The organism is Leclercia adecarboxylata, from assembly GCF_006874705.1.
GTDB lineage: Bacteria > Pseudomonadota > Gammaproteobacteria > Enterobacterales > Enterobacteriaceae > Enterobacter > Enterobacter adecarboxylatus_C.
This window is the reverse complement of the sequence record NZ_CP035382.1, coordinates 443,797-467,309: the sequence shown is the minus strand read 5'-3', so window position 1 is coordinate 467,309 and position 23,513 is coordinate 443,797. Positions and strand designations below refer to the sequence as shown.

At 53.1% G+C, this 23,513-nt stretch carries 23 protein-coding genes and 1 tRNA gene; 10 read left to right on the top strand and 14 right to left on the bottom strand.

The features are described 5' to 3' along the window. Positions 1-8: 8 nt before the first annotated feature. The 12 genes from ES815_RS03235 to ES815_RS03180 all read right to left on the bottom strand — a co-directional run bounded on the left by ES815_RS03235 (position 9) and on the right by ES815_RS03180 (position 11,077). The gene (locus ES815_RS03235) at positions 9-581 is read right to left on the bottom strand and encodes a recombinase family protein (RefSeq protein ID WP_142486601.1); all 573 of its coding nucleotides are present in this window, start codon (positions 579-581) and stop codon (positions 9-11) included. A gap of 161 nt (positions 582-742) precedes the next feature. Next, positions 743-1,129, bottom strand: coding sequence for a hypothetical protein (locus ES815_RS03230; RefSeq protein ID WP_142486600.1), 387 nt, complete (start codon positions 1,127-1,129; stop codon positions 743-745). A gap of 845 nt (positions 1,130-1,974) precedes the next feature. After that, positions 1,975-5,097, bottom strand: a complete 3,123-nt coding sequence (locus tag ES815_RS03225) for a DUF927 domain-containing protein (RefSeq protein ID WP_142486599.1) — start codon at positions 5,095-5,097, stop codon at positions 1,975-1,977. Next, entirely contained in the window at positions 5,094-5,543 is a 450-nt protein-coding gene (locus ES815_RS03220; RefSeq protein WP_142486598.1) for a hypothetical protein, read from the bottom strand. The genes ES815_RS03225 and ES815_RS03220 overlap by 4 nt, the downstream gene beginning before the upstream one ends. Then, positions 5,536-5,793, bottom strand: a complete 258-nt coding sequence (locus ES815_RS03215) for a helix-turn-helix transcriptional regulator (protein ID WP_185902378.1) — start codon at positions 5,791-5,793, stop codon at positions 5,536-5,538. Before ES815_RS03215 ends, ES815_RS03220 begins: the two co-directional genes overlap by 8 nt. A 95-nt stretch (positions 5,794-5,888) precedes the next feature. Further along, on the bottom strand, positions 5,889-6,398 hold the full coding sequence (locus ES815_RS03210; protein ID WP_142486596.1) for a hypothetical protein: 510 nt from the start codon (positions 6,396-6,398) through the stop codon (positions 5,889-5,891). Between the two features lie 33 nt (positions 6,399-6,431). Next, positions 6,432-7,609 (bottom strand): IS3 family transposase gene (locus ES815_RS03205; protein ID WP_142486209.1). Its coding sequence is split into 2 segments (ribosomal slippage): positions 6,432-7,351 and positions 7,351-7,609, totalling 1,179 coding nucleotides; the frame shifts between segments, so codons are not numbered across the junction. A gap of 57 nt (positions 7,610-7,666) precedes the next feature. After that, positions 7,667-8,002 (bottom strand): hypothetical protein, encoded by a 336-nt coding sequence (locus ES815_RS03200; RefSeq protein WP_142486595.1) that lies wholly within the window; start codon positions 8,000-8,002, stop codon positions 7,667-7,669. Between the two features lie 89 nt (positions 8,003-8,091). Further along, on the bottom strand, positions 8,092-8,652 hold the full coding sequence (locus tag ES815_RS03195) for a hypothetical protein (protein WP_142486594.1): 561 nt from the start codon (positions 8,650-8,652) through the stop codon (positions 8,092-8,094). Further along, the gene (locus ES815_RS03190; protein WP_142486593.1) at positions 8,639-9,820 is read right to left on the bottom strand and encodes a tyrosine-type recombinase/integrase; all 1,182 of its coding nucleotides are present in this window, start codon (positions 9,818-9,820) and stop codon (positions 8,639-8,641) included. Before ES815_RS03190 ends, ES815_RS03195 begins: the two co-directional genes overlap by 14 nt. A gap of 165 nt (positions 9,821-9,985) precedes the next feature. After that, a tRNA-Arg gene (locus ES815_RS03185) sits at positions 9,986-10,060 on the bottom strand. 75 nt (positions 10,061-10,135) lie between these two features. After that, entirely contained in the window at positions 10,136-11,077 is a 942-nt protein-coding gene (locus ES815_RS03180; protein WP_142486592.1) for a formate/nitrite transporter family protein, read from the bottom strand. A 314-nt stretch (positions 11,078-11,391) separates the two neighbouring features. Between ES815_RS03180 and mlaA the strand changes: the two genes are divergently transcribed. Further along, positions 11,392-12,144 carry a phospholipid-binding lipoprotein MlaA gene (gene mlaA, locus ES815_RS03175; protein ID WP_142486591.1) on the top strand — a complete coding sequence of 251 codons (753 nt, stop codon included), beginning with the start codon at positions 11,392-11,394 and terminating at the stop codon, positions 12,142-12,144. A gap of 47 nt (positions 12,145-12,191) precedes the next feature. Here the strand turns inward: mlaA and fadL are convergent, their stop codons facing one another. Continuing rightward, positions 12,192-13,514 (bottom strand): long-chain fatty acid transporter FadL, encoded by a 1,323-nt coding sequence (fadL, locus tag ES815_RS03170; RefSeq protein ID WP_185902377.1) that lies wholly within the window; start codon positions 13,512-13,514, stop codon positions 12,192-12,194. Positions 13,515-13,885: 371 nt separating this feature from the next. Between fadL and ES815_RS03165 the strand changes: the two genes are divergently transcribed. The 4 genes from ES815_RS03165 to sixA all read left to right on the top strand — a co-directional run bounded on the left by ES815_RS03165 (position 13,886) and on the right by sixA (position 18,480). After that, positions 13,886-14,170: a YfcZ/YiiS family protein gene (locus ES815_RS03165; protein WP_142486589.1), complete on the top strand. Its 285-nt coding sequence runs from the start codon at positions 13,886-13,888 to the stop codon at positions 14,168-14,170. Positions 14,171-14,326: 156 nt separating this feature from the next. After that, positions 14,327-15,637 (top strand): acetyl-CoA C-acyltransferase FadI, encoded by a 1,311-nt coding sequence (fadI, locus tag ES815_RS03160; protein ID WP_142486588.1) that lies wholly within the window; start codon positions 14,327-14,329, stop codon positions 15,635-15,637. Further along, positions 15,637-17,784 carry a fatty acid oxidation complex subunit alpha FadJ gene (fadJ, locus tag ES815_RS03155; RefSeq protein ID WP_142486587.1) on the top strand — a complete coding sequence of 716 codons (2,148 nt, stop codon included), beginning with the start codon at positions 15,637-15,639 and terminating at the stop codon, positions 17,782-17,784. The genes fadI and fadJ overlap by 1 nt, the downstream gene beginning before the upstream one ends. A 210-nt stretch (positions 17,785-17,994) precedes the next feature. Further along, positions 17,995-18,480, top strand: coding sequence for a phosphohistidine phosphatase SixA (gene sixA / locus ES815_RS03150; protein WP_142486586.1), 486 nt, complete (start codon positions 17,995-17,997; stop codon positions 18,478-18,480). Between the two features lie 45 nt (positions 18,481-18,525). Here the strand turns inward: sixA and smrB are convergent, their stop codons facing one another. After that, positions 18,526-19,077, bottom strand: coding sequence for an endonuclease SmrB (smrB, locus tag ES815_RS03145; protein WP_032612873.1), 552 nt, complete (start codon positions 19,075-19,077; stop codon positions 18,526-18,528). Between the two features lie 157 nt (positions 19,078-19,234). Between smrB and prmB the strand changes: the two genes are divergently transcribed. The 5 genes from prmB to ES815_RS03120 all read left to right on the top strand — a co-directional run bounded on the left by prmB (position 19,235) and on the right by ES815_RS03120 (position 23,507). Beyond that, positions 19,235-20,167 carry a 50S ribosomal protein L3 N(5)-glutamine methyltransferase gene (prmB, locus tag ES815_RS03140; protein WP_142486585.1) on the top strand — a complete coding sequence of 311 codons (933 nt, stop codon included), beginning with the start codon at positions 19,235-19,237 and terminating at the stop codon, positions 20,165-20,167. A 76-nt stretch (positions 20,168-20,243) separates the two neighbouring features. Continuing rightward, on the top strand, positions 20,244-21,329 hold the full coding sequence (gene aroC / locus ES815_RS03135; protein ID WP_142486584.1) for a chorismate synthase: 1,086 nt from the start codon (positions 20,244-20,246) through the stop codon (positions 21,327-21,329). 2 nt (positions 21,330-21,331) lie between these two features. Further along, positions 21,332-22,153: a penicillin-insensitive murein endopeptidase gene (gene mepA / locus ES815_RS03130; RefSeq protein WP_142486583.1), complete on the top strand. Its 822-nt coding sequence runs from the start codon at positions 21,332-21,334 to the stop codon at positions 22,151-22,153. Next, positions 22,153-22,962, top strand: a complete 810-nt coding sequence (locus ES815_RS03125) for a sulfite exporter TauE/SafE family protein (RefSeq protein WP_142486582.1) — start codon at positions 22,153-22,155, stop codon at positions 22,960-22,962. Before mepA ends, ES815_RS03125 begins: the two co-directional genes overlap by 1 nt. Continuing rightward, entirely contained in the window at positions 22,962-23,507 is a 546-nt protein-coding gene (locus ES815_RS03120) for an elongation factor P hydroxylase (RefSeq protein ID WP_142486581.1), read from the top strand. The genes ES815_RS03125 and ES815_RS03120 overlap by 1 nt, the downstream gene beginning before the upstream one ends. Positions 23,508-23,513: the final 6 nt, after the last annotated feature.

Genomic DNA, 23,513 nt, shown 5'->3' with positions numbered 1-23,513 from the left:
AAGGGCGTTTAACGTTTAAAGCGATAGATTGTGGTCTTACCCGCTTTGATATCTTTGGAAGCAAGCTCGGCTACTATTTGCGGGTAACTCAAACCTTCCGTCCACAAAGACGCGATCAATTCACCATGCTCGTACTTGGGGCGACCCATATGAACACCCTCGGCTTTTGCCCGCGCTATGCCCGCAGTGCGACGCTCTGCGATAAGGTTTTTTTCCATCTCAGCAAAACCCGCCATCATATGAAGCATCATTTTCCCGGCTGGCGTGCTGAGGTCGAATCCTTCCCGAAGGCTGACAACTTTAACGCCTTTAGAGTCGAGGGTTTTAACTGTGGTTAGAACATCAACGGCATCGCGTCCGAGGCGGTCAATGGCGACCACAACAAATACGTCGCCTTTACGAGCTGTTTTGATTGCTTCATTCAGGGCGGGGCGCTTTTGGGCGGGAACCGCACCGCTAACTCCCTCATCATAAAATTCGAAGTCCTGTTCCACCTGATAACCGGCTTCCTGAATCTGACGGCGCTGGTTATCTATGCTTTGATCGTTGGTTGAAACTCGAAGGTAGGTGATAAGCGCCATCAGAGATATCCGTGTTCATAAAGTTAGTTCGTAAACTATATCGTTCGTAAATACTCAAAACAATCTTTATGAACACTTACTGAGTGGCTTTTAGTGCTGTTCGTAAAGGAGTACCTTTATGAACAGCTTTTGGTTTTTACATGATCGGAGTAAACAGGCTGCTATTTCTCTTCATGACATACTAAAGAAGTGAATGCTTCATAACCTAAGGTATGCAACATTGTTGTTGTTGCAAGTCCCGTCAGTTCAGATATCTGTAATATTTCTTCTCCGCCATTAGGTGCCTTAAACTTATATTGTCTGGATACCCTTGTTTGGTCATCAATGGCTGTAAGAGTAATTGTAATCGGTTTGGGGGCGTTTTCTGCCACGAGGATTTGGTTAGCACCACCAGCATATTCCTGCACAGTAAGCACAGCAGCTCTTCCAGTACTTACACCCATACAGTTGTAATCATGGGTTATGCTTTCCTTACCGTTTAAAGGTGCATCCTTGGCTGATGCCTCAAAGCAGGCTAGCGTCAATAATATAATTAATAATCTTTTCATAATCCCTCGCAGTCAAAATAAACCTGTTGATCATGAATGAACTGGATATGGAGTTTTGTTCTAAGGATGCTTAGTGGTGAATAGTCAGAGGCATTTTCTGTATCAGAATCTTGCTGCATTTGGTGCGATTTTGATTCTATGCGAGGTTAGAGCCGCAACCTGAATGACTTCCCATCAACACATCATTAATCAACTGTAGTGTTCTAAGAATTTATTCATCCCTCATACCCGGATACAGAAGCGGATTTCTCCGCCAGAAATATGCGTTAACTCACTAGCGAGGACGGAAAAGGGCGGCAAAACGCTGAGGCGGTAAGTAATTTGTCTGCACACGAGCTGCTTTGTCTGCATGGAGGAGGAATTTGTCTGCATGAAATGATTTCCAGGAAGATCTTTTGAATGTCACGCAATTCCTCGTGCAGACATGCAGACAATGCAGACAACCAAAAATACCTATATACGTACACGCAATGGCTTGACGCTGTATTAAAAACGCACAGGGTGGCGCGTTATGATTTTCCCATACGCGAGAAAACACATGTCTGCATTGTCTGCATGTCTGCAAGGGTGTTTATATTCATATATGACAAGCGGTTATGACTATTTTTATGCAGACATCATGCAGACAAAATGCTTGTCATGCAGACATTTGAATATTAAATGAACTACGACCTACATCGATTTGTATGCAAAGTGAGCATAAAAAATAAAAAAAGTTGTAGTGAGGTAAAAGATAGTGTGGCTGTGAACGAAAATTAAGCCCTATTCCGTTAGGGCTTGGTTTTTGCTTTTGGGGTTTTATAGAGGTGAGGTTGTTAGGGGGAGCCCGCTGAAACGATAGGTGGTTAAATCTCACCTATCTCCTCTGGCGCGGAAATTTTTATTACCCTCACATTAGTTGTCGCCGACCCGCTTCTGACGCGGCGCTGTACTGTTCCGTCCCTTTCGCCACGAGTGTCCAGCGGTATTTCGTGGTAGCCGTATTTTGTGAGTATCGACAACATGTCTCCACCAGACATCCCGCAGGCTTCTTTTGCGGCGTTGTTGAGTTGGCGCTTGTTGAGGTAGAACACCGGGCGACATTCATCACCGTTGCCAGATTCAACCATATCGAGCCATCCCGCTGACTCATCGCCACCTCGCTGGAGGTTAGCTTTGTTTCCCTCTCTGGCTATAGCCCCCATGCGACCAGTTGCACCTGTCAGGTAATCCCAAAGCTCGACGGCCGCAGCCATATCACGAGCATGGCCTACATCGTTGCTTGCCATCTCCTTAATCATGTTTTCCCTTACCGCATCAAATATCTCATCCGGGCTGTAACCTGTGATACCCGTTGACATCATCCCGGCAGCATAAATAATTCCATACAGAGAGTGCGCTCTAACTTTATGACCCTCTCGGGCATTCATCACATCCGGGTACAGATCGCACATCAGGAATTCGAACCGCTCGGAATAGCTCTTTAGCTCGGCTTGAATCCTACCCCATCCAAGCTCAGCAAGGTGCTTGAGCCATTCAATCCCAGCCACGCCGTTATATGACAGCATAGCCGACGTAAGAGAGCTGGCGAACGCCCTTATATCTCTGTTTCCTTTGAGGTCTTCCGTCTCAATGAATGGTTGTTCGATTAGACGACCTTCAGCACCAGCTTTAAATCTGTGCTTCTCTTTTTGCCAGAGTTCGTCGGCGATGGTCTTTTCGGCGGTCATCAGACAGATGGTGCTAAATGAAGTTACAGGCAGATTCTTTCCGTCCTGTCCGCTGCGGCCTTTAGCTTTGCCGTTTGCGATTGAGTAAACAAGGTTCTCAAAATCAGCACCTCGGAGGTTAGGCATTGCTGACAGGTCATCGATACGCATCGCGGAGCCGCTGGAGTTCACCGCGCTATTAATTATCGCTGTATATGTGGCGTTTGCGCTTTCTGTGAGCTGGTCAGGGTCGCCCCATAAGCTTGCGCCGAGCTTCATAGCCAGTGTTTTACCTTTGCCTGAGCGCCCATATACATTGACCGTGATACCTTCAGCCTTGATTGAGCCATTACGGACAGGAAACAGGACTGAAGCCAGCTCAAGCAATAATTGAAACGTAAGGCCGTGGTTGCCTTTGGTTAACTCAATAACATTCTCTCGATAATCTGAAATGGATCCTGATGGGGAGGCCCTGTATTTGCTTTCAATGGGGCTATCGAACTCAAAAAGTACGCTGTCAGCCAGGTATGTTTTCCCCGCCTGTGATACGTAGAATTTTTTGCCTTCATGCTCATGCCAGCCAGGAGCCGAGCCATAGACGGCAAATGGTAAGTCCTGCTCTACCAGATAAGCATTGCGGTAGAAGTCAATATAGGCACCGTCAACTACGACCTCCGAGCCAAGCGAGCGCAATGCAGCAGCCAAGCGCTTAGCATCACTTGACCACGGCAACGATACGCGGCGTGAGGAGGCTCCAGTATTTTCGAAGGTTATATAGGCTTCATGGTCTTTGTAACCTTTAAGGACGGGCTTAACTCCGCGCAGAATTTCTGACGTTCTTGCATGCTTGAATACTCCTGATTGCCCATCCTCGCCACGCCCGGTCATCGGGTCGACCAATGCAATTGACCTATCTTCGCGTTCGACAATGAAATCAGTTCCGTCAGGTTGCTGGTCTTGCGGAGTAACCTTGTCTGAATAGTATTTTTTGTAGTGGTCGGGGGTGCGGAACTTTGCAATATTTACCGTTGCTGGGACGCGCGGAATACTTGCAATGGGCAGGTTTAGCGATGGTTTTCCTGCCGTTACATTTGATACGTTGCCCTTCCAGGGAAGTGGGTTATTATCGACGCCGATATTCTGCGTATTACCCAATGAAGCCTCTTGCACGGAGGCTTTTTCTTTTCTGACCTTCTCAAGTTCACGGTTAAATTCTTCTGTCATCCGTTCAACTCCCAGCTCCATGCGCACATCATCCCAATCCTGTTTTTTTCTACCCAGGCAAAGCGGGGCTATCACCAGACCATTAACAGCCCTAGCGGCTTCATTGGCTTTCACCAGCCCAGTGTTTTGCTTTGGTCTACCATTCGCATCAACATCACTAGGCGCGTGATAGTCATTATCAGCTGCAATGATAATATCTAGCGCAGGAAAACGATCTCTAAAGGTCGTAGCGACGTTTTGTAGGTTGCTGGCGTTAATAGCTGCAATAATGTGCGCGTATGGCTCAGCAAGCGATACGCTGCGCGCAGTGGCGTATCCCTCGGTAATGATGAGAGTATTGGTTTTATCATTTGGCAGCACATCGACAAATGCACCTGATGTGGGAGCGTCTTTCATTAGGCTTTTAGGGCGCTTATTGCCCTCGCCATCGAAAGAGCCAGGCGCGGGCAGATATTGCACTGACCGGGCGCAACCATCGATATCAACCAGCTCTAACACACCGTCACCCCATGCCGTAACGGGAAGAATGCAGTCCTCAAAGCCCTTAGCCTTGAGGTATGCGCATTCAGAGGGTTTAGCCTTTGCCAGAATTTCCCGGACTCGCAGCGCTGCCTCTATTATCTTCTGCGATTCCTCTTCGGCTGCATCATGCTGACGGCGTTCACGGGCTTCTTTCTGTTCCCGCTCTCTTGCTGCCCTTTCTTCAGCGCTTGGTGGTGTGTAGCTCTCGTCCGCTGCGAAAAATCCAAGGCCCATGCGCTCATCCACCAGCTTAGCGGCTTGGCGAATGAGGGGCCCTGGTACTTTCTCATCTGTAGGTGCGCCCAGTTCTTTACGTGCTATAAGGTCGAGGACACCGAAGCCGCAGCCTTTTACGCCGCACGTGCAAATGTAAGTTCCGGCTGTAGCCCCAGTCATGCGAACCCGGAATTTGCTCTTGCCGCATAGCGGGCATTCATGCTCTTTGCTGGATGATTCACATGGGATTGAAAACGCCGCACAAGCGGCGGCGTAATTGGTTTTTATCCAGCGTTTTACTTCGTCGAGGGCGCTCATTTGTACTTCCCTCTAACCGGCTTAATTTTTGGCACTCGGGCTGTAACCTTTCCCTCCCGTAATGAAGTGCAGCGAGTATTTTTCTGGCTCTTTTTCTTTGGCTTTGCGGGCTGGTAATCAGTAGTGAAATTGTGATTAGCCGATGCATAAGAGTGCGTTCCCTTGTCCACAACATAAACGCTTGAAAGCTCAACTGTGATTCTATCGGGAATGACCCCCACCGACTCAGCGTGGAAAGATTTAACGTACAGTGTAATTATTTCACCTGCACAACCACCCGCAACACAGTAGTTATCAACAAGAAATCGGCGGCTCACACCGTCAGTTGTGTGAGAAGTTTTGCCTACAAACTCTCCAACCAGCGATACCGTCACCCCTGACGATTGCCTGCCAGGGTGGGTAATTTTTTTGCTATCGGCTGACATAGAAGAAGGGCGGTTATTCATTGGTTACACCCTCCACAACGCCTGAACCGATGCGTTTTGCGGTTTCAATCAGGTAGTTTTCCACGTCCTCCACGCGCCAAACGCACAGGCAAGGGGAAATCTTTACGGATGCAGGAAAACTTCCTTTCTTCATCTCAGCGTAAATCCATGACGTAGAGCGCCAGACCATTTCGCGAACTTCTTTTATGCGAATGTGTTTTTTGGATGGGTCGAAAGGTTTGTGGTGAAAATTAATCGCGGATGCTGCCATTGGATGATGCCCTCTAAGTAATTCCAATTTGGTGGAGGGCATTCTGATTAGTTAGAGCCTATGGTTATTTTTTTTACTAGCTGTAAATTGTCAATTTATTGATTTAAGTGATTTTTTATTGTGGACCGTATTTTGCTTTCAGTTGGAGTATCCTCCCAATCAAGACGTTCAATGTATCTTATGAAGTCAGCTATGGTTGCCCATCGATTTGGGTGTGCATTCCACTCACAAATTATCTTAATCTCCAAAATACGCATTGATTCATTTTTGTTCTTTTTAGATCTCTGGGCATATTCCAGTTTCGCCCAATGGCGAATAATTTCGCACCCTACCTGAAAAGACAGTTCAAGAGGCCAGCCATTCATAATTGATTGGATAACATCGTATTTTTCGCTTTCGTTTTTTGTACTGACTTTTTCGCCCCATAGAGCCTCAAATAATGCTGCTTGTCTCTCGTTGGTTCCAGGGGTGGTGTTATTGCCATCCCGATTTGTCATGAGACGCAGTACGTCAAGGTTGGCCCGGTCTTGTTTTGCAATAACACGTACAAGATCAACTATCAGGCGGCATAACTCTATTCTCTCTGTTGGAAAGTCACACAACATGTTTTCGGTAAGTACAGGATATCCCTGAAGTGGTCAACAAAAACTGGCCACGGCTTTAGAGTTTTTCCAGAACAATCGCTCTGATTCATTGGGTGTTAAGCCACCGTTATATTGGTGGGGTCTGAGCTGGCTGTAATAACCAATGATGTAATTCGTTATTGATCTATTTGCTTCGCTAAAATTAGCGTATCCACAGTTCGGTACCCATTCTGATTTCAGGCTGCGAAAAAATCGTTCCATTGGGCTGTTGTCCCAGCAGTTCCCACGTCGACTCATGCTTTGCTTTATACGATAACGCCACAGTAACCGTCTGAACTCCCTGCTGGTATAGTGACTTCCCTGGTCAGAATGATACATAACGTCAGCCGGTTTTCCCCTGGCTTCCCAGGCCATCGTTAATGCTTTTCCTGTCAGAGCTGTGTCCGGAGAAAACGACATCGCCCAGCCTATTGGCTTGCGGGAAAATAAATCCAGAACAACCGCCAGATAAGCCCACCGTTTGCCCGTCCAGATGTAGGTCACGTCGCCGCACCAGGTCTGATTAGGTTCCGTTACTGCAAACTGGCGATCCAGATGATTAGGGATATCCACATGCTCTTTTGTGGCTTTTTTGTAGCGATGCTCCGGTTGCTGGCAACTAACAATATTCAGCTCTTTCATTATCTTACTGGCCCGCCAGCGACTCAACGGAACACCTTTTGCGCTGACCATATCGGCAATGCTCCGGGCCCCCGCAGAGCCATTACTGGCATGATGAACTTCACGAACCAGGCTAAGTATAACGATATGTTTTGCATCAGGTTTCTGCGGTCGGCTTAGCCAGTACCGATAGCTACTGCGATGGATCCCGAACACATTGCAAATAAAGGCAACAGGAAACCGCGTCCTGAGTTTCTCAACTAACGAGAATTGTTCAGGGAGTCTGACATCAAGAGCGCGGTAGCCTTTTTTAATATATCGTTTTCCATTTCAACACGTTGCAGTCGTTTTTCTAATTCACGAATGCGAAGTTGCTCAGGCGTCATCGGAGAGGCCTTTGGGGATTTACCTGCGCGTTCTTCTTTAAGCTGGCGAACCCATTTATCCATCGTGGATTTACCAACATTCATTGCCGTTGCAGCGGCGGCAACGGTGTAGTGCTGATCGAGTACAAGCTGGGCAGCCTCAAGTCGGAACTCGGGGCTAAAATTGCGTCTGTTACGTCCGGTCATAATGTCACCTGTTTTGACTATGAGGTGATGATATCACCTCTATTCAGGTGGCCAAATTCAGTAAACCACTTCACCCCCACCACGACGATACTCCCCGATAAGCCTTTCCATCCACCAATCAGTGGCATGCTTTGGCTCGTCAGTGTCAGAAGCAATTAGAGCCTCAAGCTCTACCTTCTCGTCATCTGTCATGGGTGGCGGCGAGTGAGGCTCGACTGGCGCGGTGTTAAATTTTGCGCGGGCTTTCCCCACATCGCGCCCCCTCGCTTTCAAATATGCATCTTTAGCCGCTTTGGCCTCAATGCAGGCTACTTTCCATTTGGCGTGAAGCTCCATCGCAGCTTGTGCTTTGCGGTTTCTATCTTGTTCTAAATCTTTTAGTGTATCGGTCATAGTATTGACGGTTACGGAAGAAGGGCGGTTTTAATGAGTGGAGAAGCCCAGTTCGTCCGTGTTGGTTTCATATTTCTGCCGAACTCAGCTCAAGGCTGTGTCCGCAGGTGTGGGATCCGCTGTTTTGCTACAGCTACGGCATACTCTCGCATAGGTTCAGCAATCAGGCCGCGTGTTATGGCTATTTGTGCGAATTGCGCTGGGGTATATTTAATACCCGGCAATCCGTATTCATCTACCAGTTCCTCAATGGCATCCACGGCGGCGGTCTCAGTGTTAAGATATGCACTACGCGCAGTCATAGCATGATTGACTTTATAAGCTTCGGCCTCAACTTTGCCCATATACTCAGCGGCGGCGACATGTACAGCGTTGATGAGTGCGGCGCGGTAACTATCAGGTGCTTGTGCCTGCTTGTGTTGTAGCTCCATAACCTCCGGCGTACGCTGGTAATTAATCATGTAAGTCATGAAGCGCTCAGCGGCAGCGCTGCGCTGCCTGTGTGTGTTTGACTCCATAATCAATGTAATGGCTTCCCCCTCGTCATATCCGGTTAACGGATCGCGCTGGCCGACAAAGAAGGTCACTCGGTAAGGGGGGAGTGTTCTTGGGTGTGCGCTGACGCTCACATATAGGTTATTCAGTTTCATTGGTTAAAGCCTTTGAAATGTAGTCGGCATACCATTGCATCATCTTTCTGCGGCCATCCAGATACTGTGCCCGGTTGTATGTACCGCGAATGGTATTTTGGTCAACGTGGGCAAGCTGTAGCTCAATCCATGCGCTGTTAAACCCTCGCTCATGCAAAATGGTGCTCATCATGTGCCTGAATCCATGCCCGGTCAGCTTATCCCCGTAACCGCAGCGCTTGATAAGCTGGTTCATTGCCATATCTGACATAGGGTGGCTAACATCATTTCTGCCGGGGAACATCAGCCCATAGTTGCCACTGATGGCGTGAACGGAACGAAGCAATTCGATTGTTTGGGTAGACAGTGGCACAAGGTGTGGGCGGCGTGCTTTCATTCGCTCGGCGGGAATTTCCCAGAGCGCGTTATCGAAATCGACCTCACTCCATTCGCCTTTGCGCAGTTCGCCGGGGCGTAAGCCGGTAAGCATCAGCAAGCGAACAGCAAAGTTCACCATGATGTTTCCGGTAGTTGTGTCCAGTACCGCCAGGAATGCAGGCAACTCAGATGCATTAAGAGATGGATAATGCCCGCGCTGGAAACGTTGCATAGCAGTGGCGAGGTCGCGTGCAGGGTTGTATTTGGCTCTCCCGGTTACGATAGCGTAAGCATAAACCTCACCGCAGCGGCGGCGAACTTTGGTTGCGAGTTCGTTAGCGCCGCGATTTTCTATCTTTCGCAGCAACTCCAGCAGTTCTAATGGCTCAATGTCCCCTATAGGACGTTTACCCAATACCGGAAACACGTTGCGTTCAAACAGGCGCTTTGTATCGTCTGCATACACTTCCGACCATGTTGCTTTCCGGGTGGCTTGCCATTCGAGGCAAACACCCTCAAACGAGTTAATAACCTTGCTTGCCTCTTTCTCTTCGCGGCGTTCATCTACCGGGCTAATCCCTTGAGCCAGCTTTGCACGGGCATCAGCGGCCTTACTTCGTGCCTGAGACAAGGTGATTAACGGATATGCGCCTAACGAGAGACGACGCAACTTACCCTCGCGGCGATAGCGGAAACGCCAGAGCTTTGAGCCGTTAGGCTTGATTATCATGAATAAGCCAGAGCCATCGGTGAGGGTATAGTCCGTCTCACCGGGCGTCGCGCTTTTAATCTGAAGGTTGGTTAATGCCATGAGTATCTCTCGCGAAGTTCTAACGGCGCGAGAGTAACGAAAAGAGATACTTTTGATCGTGGCTTAGAGTGCTATTCGCTGGAAATGGCTGGATAACAAAATCGGCTTAAAGCCTTGTGTCATGCGGGTTTGGTGGATTTTGCTAGAAGGAGAAAAAGAAGGTCATGGTGTCCCCTGCAGGAATCGAACCTGCAACTAGCCCTTAGGAGGGGCTCGTTATATCCATTTAACTAAGGGGACGAAGCGGCACGAGTATAACGCCATTTGTACCAGGCGTTAAGCACGCCGCCGCCTGACTGCTTAAAGTGTCGCCATTCAGGCCGAATTTTTATTTTCTTCCGCTTCCTCCTGCTGGGCCTGCTCTTTTGCTTTTAGCTCGGCTTTGCGCTTATTCGACATATCGTTACGGATTTGCGCATGGCTCAGCAGGGCAAATATAAAGGTGCCGCCGCAGATGTTTCCAGCCAGGGTAGGGATGGCGAAGGGCCAGAAAAACTCGCTCCAGTGAATGGTGCCGTTAAAGACCAGATATAAAATCTCCACCGTGCCCACCACGATATGGGTGGTATCGGCCAGTGCGATAAGCCAGGTCATCAGGATGATAACCACGATTTTGGCCGAACCGGCAGCCGGGAACATCCATACCATGGTGGCGACGATCCAGCCGGAGATAATGGCGTTGGAGAACATTTCGAGAGGGCTGTTTTCCATCACCCCCGTCCCGATTTTTACAAACGCGTCGCGGGTAGCCTCGTCAAAAATCGGCATATATTCAAACGCCCAGGCTGCGACGCCGGTTCCGATAATATTCCCGAACAACACCACGCTCCACAGGCGCATCAGCAGGCCGAAATTGCCCCATGTCGGGCTCTGCATCACCGGCAATACCGCGGTGACGGTATTCTCGGTAAACAGCTGCTGGCGCGCCATGATCACGATAATAAAGCCAAAGGTATAACCCAGGTTTTCCAGTACCATCCCGCCGGGGATACCTTCAAACTGAACGTGAAAAATCCCTTTGGCCAGAAAAGAGGCGCTCATTGATAACCCGGCAGCGATAGCCGACCACAGCAGGGCCATGGCATCGCGTTCCAGCTCTTTTTCACCGTCCTGGCGAATATGTTCGTGGATGGCCATCGCGCGTGAGGGGAGTTGGTCCTCATCGACCTCAATCTTCTTTCCCCGGCGCTTCTCCTCGCTTTCAACTTCCAGTTCTTCGGTATGGTTATCTATTTTCTCTTCTTTGAGTTCGTCCATTATGGTGCTCCAGAGGTGGCTGATACCTTTAAGCGTAGCGGTTTTTGTCCCAACGCCCGTGGGTATGCTCTTAAATTCCTGCAATGACAATAAAGGCGATACATCTTCGGCAAAGGCCGTATAAAATTGCCAGCCAAACGAAACTGCAAAGCCAGGCTATTCTGAGATCATAAAGAGGGTGTTTATTGCCCTGATTTGTGGTCGTAGACATCAGTAAGCGTGCTGATACAATCACTTGCACATCTACAGACGGAGCGCGAAAGCTCCAGTACGGATGGCTTTCGAAGATAGCCATACTTAACAGGGAGAAAGATATGAAACTTCAGCTGTCGGCGGTTGCGCTGGGCACCACGTTGCTGATGGGCTGCGCCAGCTCTGGCGAGCAGCAGGGGCGCTCCGATCCTCTGGAAGGATTTAACCGCACCATGTACAACTTCAACTATAACGTGCTGGATCCCTATCTGGTGCGTCCGGTTGCGGTGGCATGGCGTGATTATGTTCCACAACCTGCCCGTAACGGGCTGAGCAACTTCACCAGCAACCTTGAAGAGCCTGCGGTGATGGCGAACTACTTCCTGCAGGGCAATCCCTATCAGGGGATGGTCCACTTCACCCGCTTCTTCCTGAACACCCTGTTAGGGATGGGCGGCTTTATAGACGTTGCCGGGATGGCGAATCCGAAGCTGCAACGTGAGCAGCCCCACCGTTTTGGTAGTACCCTGGGTCATTACAATGTGGGTTATGGCCCATATGTGCATTTACCGTTCTACGGCAGCTTCACCCTGCGTGATGATGGTGGTGATGCGGTCGATACCCTCTATCCGGTACTGTCGTGGCTGACCTGGCCGCTGTCGGTGGGTAAATGGACGCTGGAAGGTGTCGAGTCGCGCGCGCAACTGCTGGATTCAGACGGACTGCTGCGTCAGTCTTCCGATCCGTACATCATGGTGCGTGAAGCCTACTTCCAGAACCATGACTTTATTGCTAACGGCGGCAAACTGAAACCGGAAGATAACCCGAACGCGAAAGCAATCGAGAATGAACTCTCCGAGATTGATGCGGAATAAAAAAGAAAAGGTGAGCACGAGGCTCACCTTTTTTTATCGCTACGTGATTAGAACGCGTAGTTGAAGTTCATGCCATACAGCCAGGCTTTACCTTCAGAAGAGAACTCATACGGACCTTCCTGGAACGTCACTTTCTGACCATGCATATAAGAGACACCCGCATCGATTGAGGCATCTTTGTTGAATGCATAGGTCGCGCCGGCGCTCAGCCAGAAGCGATCCTGATCCGGAATGGAGATAGAACGTTTGTCTGCCGGAACCGGGCTGTCATCGAAGGCAATACCGGTACGGAACGTCCAGTTATCGTCCATATAGTAGGTGGTACCCAGAGCGATGCGGTAAGCGTCACGGAAGCTTTCGTCTTTAAAGAACAGCGTATCACCGCCGCTGTTGGTCGCTTTCAGCTCCTGGAACTGGCTCCAGCTCGTGTAGGTCAGGCTATAGTGGATGGCCCATTGCGGCGCGACTCTGTTGTAACCGGACAGTTCCCACATCTCAGGTAAGTTCAGGGTCAAAGAACCGCCAGTGGTGCGGCCATCCGTCCCCATTGGCAGACCAAAGTTGCCGAGGATCTGGTTGTAGGCTGAAGGCAGGCTGCTCTTATAGTCGCCATCGAAATCGATTTTTACTTCAGAACGGTAGGTAAAGCCATAGCGGTTATTCTTGTCGATTTCATACAGAATACCGGCGTTCCAGCCAAAGCCCCACTCATCACCCTTCAGGTAGGCAATCTGGGTATCTCCAGGGATCCCCGCGACCGGTCTTGCCAGGGCTGGAGGTAATGCGCCGGAGCCTGCGACGATTCGACCCAGGTCACCCGCGTAGCGCTCAATTTTCGCTTTCGCATACACCGCATCAAAGCCAACACCGAAACTCCAGTGATTATCCAGGCGATAAGCACCGCTCAGGTTCAGGTTGAGGGTTTCCAGGTCGGTTTTACCGCCGTATGCCCCTGCTGCGTAGTTGTTATTGAACTCGGTCGCCAGTCCGTAGTTAGAGGTAACGGACGCGCCCCAGCCAAATTGTTCATTGATTGGCGCGACAAAGTGCAGGTTTGGAACCCATGCTGTTGGCGCGATGTTATCCGCGTTCAGGCTTGCGCCCGTTGGTGAACGTCCGGTGATATCTACGCCAGGGTCAACAAAAATGGCACCCGCGGAGAAGGTTGGACGATCAAACATCATGATCAGGGCAGGGTTACGGCTCGCATTTCCTGCGTCATCAGCGATAGCGCCTTCCCCGGAATAGGCGCGGCCCAGGCCTGAGGAAGAGAACTCATTTAGCTGAAAGCCCGCTGACCAGGCGGAGGTGGAGACGATTGCCACTGCGATTGCGAGCGCAGTTTTTTTGAACAGGGTTTTCTGGCTCATGACCATAACCTCATTGAGTTATTTTTATTCAATATTTGTTACACACCGTAACAGGAGCGCGAAGTGTAGGGTCTGTGGTAACACTTAGAAATCAGACCAGTGGCGAGAGTATAGGTCTGACCAGATAGAATGTTGCAAGTCTGTTTATTAATATTTACTGATATGTTTTTCGAAACGGGATCTGGTTGGCAAAATTGTGACCAGTTCGCTTACTCCAAACGGGTGATTTTTGTTTTAGATCATTTTTACGTGTGATATTGCTCACTTACCGGCTTTTACGCCATTAACGACTGGAGCCGCTTTCGGGCGGGGCGTAAAATATCAGCATCGTGTCTATTTCGCGCCGTGCGCGACTACAGAGGAAATCTACTATGAGTAAATGCAGTGCTGATGAAACCCCGGTTTGCTGCTGTATGGATGTGGGTACCATCGTGGATAACACGGATTGCACCGCCTCTTACAGCCGTGAGTTCGCCAGCCGTGCCGAAGCCGAAGAGACGCTGGCCGCACTGACTGCGAAAGCCCGCGGCGTTGAGTCTGAACCGTGCGATATCACCTCCACCTTCACCGAAGTAAACGGCGGGGTGCGCTTGGACATCGATTTCGTGTTCAGCTGCGAAGCTGAGTCCCTGATTTTCCAGCTCGGTCTGCGTTAATTTCCCTTCAACGCCTCCATTCATGGGGGCGTTTCGTTTGTGCTCTGTGGCTTCGCTCGCAATTTTTCTTCTCCCCGATTGGCTAATGTAAAAATTTGGTTAAGACTGTTATCAGGTCAGACCACTTTGCGCATTTGTTATTCACAGGGGAGCGTTATGAGTCAGGCATTACCGCTAATCACCCATCAGGGCGATCGCATTGCCATTGTCAGTGGATTACGTACGCCATTTGCCCGTCAGGCGACGGCGTTTCATGGCATACCTGCCGTCGATCTGGGAAAAATGGTGGTGGGGGAGTTGCTGGCTCGCAGCGAAATACCTCCTGAGGTGATTGAACAGTTGGTCTTCGGCCAGGTGGTGCAAATGCCGGAAGCGCCGAATATCGCCCGTGAGATCGTGCTGGGCACCGGAATGAATGTCCACACCGATGCCTACAGCGTCAGCCGCGCCTGCGCCACCAGCTTTCAGGCGGTGGCGAACGTTGCGGAAAGCCTGATAACGGGCACCATTCGCGCCGGAATTGCCGGGGGGGCCGACTCATCGTCTGTCCTGCCGATCGGCGTCAGCAAAAAGCTTGCCCGCGTGCTGGTGGACGTCAATAAGGCCCGCACCACCGGGCAGCGCTTATCCCTCTTCTCGCGTCTGCGTTTGCGCGATCTCCTCCCCGTGCCGCCTGCGGTTGCGGAATACTCCACCGGCCTGCGGATGGGCGATACCGCCGAACAGATGGCGAAGACCTACGGCATTACCCGCGAACAGCAGGATGCGCTGGCGCACCGCTCGCACCAGCGCGCCGCTCAGGCCTGGGCGGAGGGCAAGCTGGCGCAAGAGGTGATGACCGCCTACACCCCGCCGTACCGTGAGCCCTTAAGCGAAGATAACAATATCCGGGGCACTTCGACGCTGGCGGATTACGCGAAACTGCGTCCGGCATTCGACCGTAAGCACGGCACCGTGACCGCCGCCAACAGCACGCCATTAACCGATGGCGCGGCGGCAGTGATCCTGATGACCGAATCCCGGGCCAAAGAGCTGGGTCTCACCCCGCTCGGCTACCTGCGCAGCTATGCCTTTACCGCCATTGATGTCTGGCAGGACATGCTGCTGGGGCCGGCCTGGTCCACGCCGCTGGCGCTGGAGCGTGCCGGGCTCACTATGAACGACCTGACGCTTATCGACATGCATGAAGCCTTTGCCGCCCAGACCCTGGCCAACCTGCAGCTTCTGGCCAGCGAACGCTTTGCCCGCGACGTGTTAGGGCGTGCCCATGCCACGGGCGAGGTGGATGAAAGCAAATTTAACGTGCTGGGGGGCTCCATTGCCTACGGCCACCCCTTTGCGGCAACCGGGGCGAGGATGATCACCCAGACGCTGCACGAGTTGCGCCGTCGCGGCGGCGGGTTTGGCCTGGTCACCGCCTGTGCGGCGGGTGGCCTGGGCGCCGCAATGGTTCTGGAGGCAGAATAATGGAGATGACAACGGCGTTTACCCTCAATGTGCGTCCGGACAACGTGGCGGTGGTCACCATCGATGCGCCAGACGAAAAGATGAATACCCTGAAAGCCGAGTTTGGCGGTCAGGTCCGCGCGATCCTGAAGCAGGTGCGGGAAAACAAAACCCTGCGCGGGCTGGTATTTATCTCGGCCAAGCCGGACAACTTTATCGCCGGGGCCGATATCAACATGATTGCCCGCGCCAACAGCGCGCAAGAGGCGGAAGATCTTGCCCGTCAGGGGCAGCAGATCATGGCCGAAATTCATGCTCTGCCGATCCCGGTGATTGCGGCGATCCACGGCGCCTGCCTCGGTGGGGGTCTGGAGCTGGCTCTGGCCTGTCACGGACGAATTTGTACCGACGACGGCAAAACGGTGCTGGGTCTGCCGGAAGTGCAGCTCGGCTTACTGCCCGGCTCAGGTGGCACCCAGCGTCTGCCGCGGCTGGTGGGCGTCAGCACGGCGCTGGAGATGATCCTCACCGGCAAGCAGCTGCGTCCGCGTCAGGCCCTGAAGGTGGGGCTGGTGGACGAGGTGGTCCCGCATGCCATCCTGCTGGAGGCCGCAGTAGCGCTGGCTCTGAAAGACAAACCGGCCGGTCGTCAATTACCGGTGCGCGAGCGCGTGCTGGCAGGCCCGCTGGGCCGCACGCTGCTATTTAAGATGGTAGCGAACAAAACCGAACAAAAAACGCAGGGGAATTACCCGGCGGCAAAACGCATTCTCGAAGTTATCCATACTGGTCTGACACAGGGCAGCAGCAGCGGCTATGCCGCAGAAGCCAAAGCCTTTGGCGAGCTGGCGATGACCCCGCAGTCACAGGCGCTGCGCAGCCTCTTTTTTGCCAGCACCGAGGTCAAAAAAGACCCGGGTAGCGAGGCAGATCCTGCCCCGCTCGACGCCGTCGGCGTGCTGGGTGGCGGGCTGATGGGGGGCGGTATCGCCTTCGTAAGCGCCAGTAAGGGCAAATTACCGGTGCGGATCAAGGACATCAACCCGAAGGGGATCAACCATGCCCTGCAGTACAGCTGGCAGCTGCTTGATAAGAAGGTCAAACGCCGCCATATCAAAGCCAGTGAGCGCGATCGCGAGCTGGCGCTGATCTCCGGCACCACCGATTACAGCGGCTTTCGCCATCGCGATGTGGTGATTGAGGCGGTATTTGAGGATCTGGCGCTGAAACAGCAGATGGTGGCCGAGGTTGAAGCGCACTGCGCGCCGCACACCATCTTTGCTTCTAACACCTCGTCGCTGCCGATTGGCGATATTGCAGCGCAGGCTGCGCGTCCTGAACAGGTGATCGGGCTGCATTTCTTTAGCCCGGTTGAAAAAATGCCGCTGGTGGAGGTCATTCCGCACGCTGGCACCAGCCCGCAGACCGTTGCCACCACTGTTAAGCTGGCAAAAATGCAGGGCAAAACGCCGGTGGTGGTGGCCGATAAAGCCGGGTTCTACGTCAACCGCATCCTGGCACCCTATATCAATGAAGCCATGCGCCTGCTAACCGAAGGGGAGAAGGTGGATCACATTGATAATGCGCTGGTGAAGTTTGGTTTCCCGGTCGGCCCAATCCAACTTTTGGATGAGGTGGGAATAGATACCGGCACTAAAATTATACCTGTGCTGGAAAGGGCTTACGGGGAACGATTTAGCGCCCCTGCAAACATTGTTTCTGCAATTTTGAATGACGATCGCAAAGGCAGAAAAAATGGACGCGGTTTCTATCTTTACGATCCAAAAGGGCGTAAAAGCAAGAAGCAGGTAGACCCGGCGGTTTATGGGCTTATTAAGCCCACCGGCGAGGGCAAACTCTCTGCACAGCAGTGTGCAGAACGTTGCGTCATGATGATGCTCAACGAGGCGGCGCGCTGCTTTGATGAGCGGGTAATCAGAAACGCTCGCGACGGCGATATTGGCGCGGTGTTTGGCATTGGTTTTCCACCTTTCCTGGGTGGCCCGTTCCGCTATATGGATAGCATTGGCGCGGGTGAAGTTGTTGCGATTTTACAACGACTGGCTGTGCAATATGGGCCGCGGTTTACACCGTGTGACACATTGTTGCAAATGGCGGATCAGGGGCTGCGATTTTGGCCAGCAAAGGAAACTGACCCGGTAAATTAAGGTCAAATAAGAGTAAATCCGCCGTTGAAGGGTCTGGTCCTGTCTAATTTGTAAACTGACATTGACTATACTTACGCCGTTGAGGTAAAAAACAGCGTTTCATTCAACGGATGGATCAGGCACAATGCCCGGCCATCGGGTTTTCTACCTCGTGATGTGTTCACGCGGGGTGTTAACGCCGGTGATCCTGGTCAACAAAAGCGGTGCAATATGCAAGTTTTTATCATGCGTCACGGTGACGCGGCACTCGATGCTGCCAGTGACTCTGTTCGTCCTCTTACGCCTTGCGGCTGTGACGAGTCCCGTCAAATGGCAACCTGGCTGAAAGGGCAAAAAGTGGATATTGAACGTGTCCTCGTCAGCCCGTTCCTGCGTGCTGAGCAGACACTGGAAGTGGTAGGGGAGTGTATGAACCTGCCTGCCGGTGTCGATGTTCTGCCCGAGCTGACCCCCTGTGGCGATGTGGGTCTGGTCAGTGGCTATCTTCAGGTGCTGTGCAATGAAGGCGTCGCCTCTGCGCTGGTGATTTCCCATCTGCCGTTAGTCGGCTACCTGGTATCTGAACTCTGTCCGGGCGAAACGCCGCCGATGTTCAGCACTTCCGCCATTGCCAACGTCACTCTCGATGAAAAAGGTGTCGGCGTGTTCAACTGGCAAATGAGCCCCTGCAATCTGAAGATGGCGAAAGCTATCTGACGTAAACCACATCCAGGCGGGTAGCCTCAGCCACCCGCCTGCCTGTCAGGGCAGCTCAGGCGGTTGCCACTCTTCCACTTCAATCAGCACCAGCAAGGCGGCATCACCGCCGTACTCTTTGGGTGCCTGATGAAAAGCCATCACGTGCGGATGCTGGGCAAGCCATAGTGGGGTTTGCTGCTTGAGGATATGCTTTCCGTGGCCGTGCATCACGCAGGCGCAAAAGACATGTTCCCGGCGGCAGGCCGCAATCAGCGCGCCCAGCTCCTGTTTGGCCTGCATCTGCGTTAAGCCGTGCAGATCGAGAAACAGTTCCGGCGAATAATCCCCACGACGTAATTTTTTCAGCTCGAAATGGCTGACGTCCGATCGCACATACTTTACCGCGCCCTCGGTATTCAGCAGCGGCTGGAACTCATCGGAAAAATAGTGGCTGGCGTCTGCCTGCTCCTGGATCAGCCGTTTTACCGGAACTTCACTCACCTTTTTGCGTAACGGAGGGTGGACGATGGTGTCCTGCTTGATTTTACGCGTGCCGGTCATCAGCTGACGAAACAGCGTTTGATCCTCCTCGCTCAGCGATGTTTTCTTTTTCATGGGTCCGTCTCATCTCTTATTTCCCACAGTGTACCTGACTCGCCGCGCGGCAAAACGCATTTTTTACCCGCAAGGCGTTAGCGACAGTGCTGATTTATCGCCGTCTTCGTGGCACACTAGCCGCCGAAAATTTAGCGAGCATGCCCTGGAGAATATAGTGGATAAAATTTTTGTCGATGAAGCGGTGAATGAGCTGCAAACCATTCAGGACATGTTGCGTTGGGCGGTCAGCCGTTTCAGCGCGGCCAATATCTGGTACGGTCACGGTACCGATAACCCGTGGGACGAGGCGGTGCAGCTGGTTCTGCCGTCCCTCTATCTGCCGCTGGATATCCCGGAAGATATGCGCTCTGCGCGCCTGACCTCCAGCGAGAAACACCGCATCGTTGAGCGCGTGATCCGCCGCGTTAACGAACGTATCCCGGTGGCCTACCTCACCAATAAAGCCTGGTTCTGCGGCCATGAGTTCTTTGTCGATGAACGCGTGCTGGTGCCGCGCTCGCCGATCGGAGAGCTGATCAACAACCATTTCGCCGGCCTGATTGACCATCAGCCGGAGCACATTCTGGATATGTGTACCGGCAGCGGCTGCATCGCCATTGCCTGCGCCTACTCCTTCCCGGAGGCGGAAGTGGACGCGGTGGACATCTCACCTGATGCGCTGGCGGTAGCGGAACATAATATTGAAGAGCACGGCCTGATCCATCACGTGACGCCGATTCGTTCCGATCTGTTCCGTGACCTGCCAAAAGTGCAGTACGACCTGATCGTCACCAACCCGCCATACGTTGACGCAGAAGATATGTCCGACCTGCCAAACGAGTATCGCCATGAACCTGAGCTGGGTCTGGCGTCCGGCTCCGACGGCCTGAAGCTGACCCGCCGCATCCTTGCCTGTGCACCGGATTATCTGACCGACAACGGCATTCTGATTTGTGAAGTGGGTAACAGCATGGTACATCTGATGGAGCAATATCCGGATGTGCCGTTCACCTGGCTCGAGTTCGACAACGGTGGCGACGGCGTCTTCATGCTGACCAAAGCGCAGCTTCTCGCCGCGCGCGAACACTTCAGCATCTACAAAGATTAATCCAACGGGCTTCGGCCCGTTTCACATTGCGCAAACACAGAAAGCTCAAACACAGAACAACGAAAACGGAGCCGTGATGGCAGGAAACAGTATTGGACAATTATTCCGCGTGACCACCTTTGGTGAGTCGCATGGTCTGGCGCTGGGTTGCATCGTTGATGGCGTACCGCCAGGCATCGAACTGACCGAAGCCGATTTACAACATGATCTCGACAGACGTCGTCCAGGGACATCGCGCTACACCACCCAGCGCCGCGAGCCGGATCAAGTCAAAATCCTGTCAGGCGTCTTTGAAGGACGCACCACCGGCACCAGCATTGGCCTGCTGATTGAGAATACCGATCAGCGTTCGCAGGACTACGGCGCCATCAAGGACGTGTTCCGTCCGGGCCATGCCGACTACACCTACGAGCAAAAATACGGTTTTCGCGACTATCGCGGCGGCGGACGCTCCTCCGCCCGTGAAACTGCCATGCGCGTTGCCGCAGGCGCTATCGCCAAAAAATATCTGGCGCAGAAATTTGGCATCACTATTCGCGGCTGTCTGACCCAGATGGGCGATATCCCGCTGGCGATCGCAGACTGGGATCAGGTCGAGCAGAACCCGTTCTTTTGCGCGGATGCGTCAAAGCTGGAGGCGCTGGACGAACTGATGCGCGGCCTGAAGAAAGAGGGCGACTCCATCGGCGCCAAAGTCACGGTCGTGGCTGACGGTGTACCGCCGGGCTGGGGTGAGCCGGTCTTTGACCGCCTCGACGCCGACATCGCCCATGCAATGATGAGCATCAACGCGGTGAAAGGGGTAGAGATTGGCGACGGTTTTGACGTTGTGGCCCTGCGCGGCAGCCAGAACCGCGACGAGATTACGAAAGAGGGCTTCCAGAGCAACCACGCGGGCGGCGTGCTCGGCGGGATCAGCAGCGGGCAGCAGATTGTCACCCATATTGCGCTGAAACCGACCTCCAGCATTACCGTACCGGGGCGCACCCTTAACCGTGCGGGCGAGGAAGTCGAGATGATCACCAAAGGACGTCACGATCCGTGCGTCGGGATCCGCGCGGTGCCGATCGCAGAAGCGATGCTGGCAATCGTGCTGATGGATCACTTCCTGCGCCAGCGTGCGCAGAATGCGGATGTGACGACCCCACTTCCACGCTGGTAACCATGAAAAAAACCGCAATTGCTCTGCTGGCGCTGCTTGCCAGCGGGGCCTCGCTGGCGGCAACGCCGTGGCAGAAAATCACCCACCCGGTCGCGGGGAGCGCCCAGTCGATTGGTGCGTTTTCCAATGGCTGCATCGTCGGCGCCCAGGCGCTGCCGCAACAGTCCAGCACCTACCAGGTGATGCGTACCGATCAGCGCCGCTATTTTGGCCATCCGGATCTGGTGCTGTTTATTCAGCGGCTGGGCAATCAGGTGCATAACCTGGGGCTGGGCACGATGCTGATTGGCGATATGGGGATGCCAGCAGGCGGTCGCTTCAACGGCGGCCACGCCAGCCATCAGACCGGGCTGGATGTCGATATCTTCCTCCAGCTGCCGAAAACGCGCTGGAGTTCAGCACAGCTGATGAAACCGCAGGCGCTGGATCTGGTGGCGCGGGACGGCAAAAACGTCGTGCCGTCCCTCTGGTCACAGGATGTCTCCAGCATGATCAAACTGGCGGCAGAAGATAACGACGTCACGCGCATCTTCGTCAACCCGGCCATCAAGCAGCAGCTCTGCCAGGATGCAGGCACCGACCGCGACTGGCTGCGCAAAGTGCGACCGTGGTTCCAGCATCGCGCGCATATGCACGTGCGTCTGCGCTGTCCGGCGAACAGCCTCGAGTGTGAAGATCAACCGTTACCGCCGCCAGGAGATGGCTGCGGCGCGGAATTACAAAGCTGGTTTGAGCCAGCAAAACCTGGACCCAAGCCTGAGAAGAAGACACCGCCTCCGTTGCCGCCTTCCTGCCAGGCGCTACTGGATGAACATGCCCTGTGATGGACCAATTTACTGAGTTGTTTATGGTGTCGCCGCTGCTGCTGGTGGCGCTGTTTTTTATCGCCATGCTGGCCGGTTTTATTGATGCTCTGGCCGGCGGCGGCGGGCTCCTGACCGTTCCGGCGCTGCTGGCGGCAGGGATGAGCCCGGCGCAGGCGCTGGCGACCAACAAGCTACAGGCCTGCGGTGGTTCGTTATCGGCGTCGATCTACTTTATCCGCCGCAAGGTGGTGAGCCTGGCCGATCAGAAGCTCAATATTCTGATGACCTTTATCGGGTCGACCTCCGGCGCGCTGCTGGTTCAGCACGTGCAGTCCGACATACTGCGCCAGATTTTGCCGATCCTTGTGATCTGTATTGGTCTCTACTTTTTGCTGATGCCCAGGCTCGGGGAAGAGGACCGTCAGCGCCGCCTGCACGGACTGCCGTTTGCCCTGATCGCTGGCGGCTGCGTCGGCTTCTATGACGGCTTTTTCGGTCCCGGCGCCGGGTCGTTCTATGCCCTGGCCTTTGTGACGCTGGCCGGGTTTAACCTCGCTAAATCCACCGCCCACGCCAAGGTGCTGAACGCCACCTCTAACCTGGGCGGCCTGCTGCTGTTTATCATCGGCGGGAAGGTGATCTGGGCAACCGGCTTTGTGATGATGGCCGGCCAGTTCCTGGGCGCACGGGTGGGATCGCGCCTGGTGTTAAGCAAAGGGCAACAGCTCATCCGTCCGATGATTGTCATTGTCTCGGCCGTCATGAGCGCTAAACTTCTTTATGACAGCCACGGACAGGAGATCCTCTACTGGTTGGGGATGAACTAATGAACAGTACGCATAAATATGAACAGCTGATCGCGATTTTCGACGGCTGTTTTGCCGATGATTTTAATACCCGTCTGATTAAAGGCGACGACGAACCGATCTATCTTCCTGCAGATGCTGAGCTTCCGTTCAACCGGATCGTTTTCGCACACGGATTTTATGCCAGCGGTTTGCATGAAATATCGCACTGGTGTATTGCCGGAAAAGCGCGTCGCGAGCTGGTGGACTTTGGCTACTGGTACTGCCCGGACGGGCGAGACGCAGCGACCCAGGGGCAGTTTGAAGATGTGGAAGTGAAACCCCAGGCGCTGGAGTGGCTGTTCTGCGTGGCGGCAGGATTTCCGTTCAACGTCAGCTGTGACAACCTTGAAGGGGACTTCGAGCCAGACCGTATTGTCTTCCAGCGCCGCGTTCACGCGCAGGTGATGGACTATCTTGAGAACGGCATCCCGGAACGTCCGGCGCGCTTGATCAAGGCTTTACAGAATTATTACCACACGCCGGAGATCACGGCGGAATGCTTCCCGTGGCCGGAAGATCTTTAATAGAGG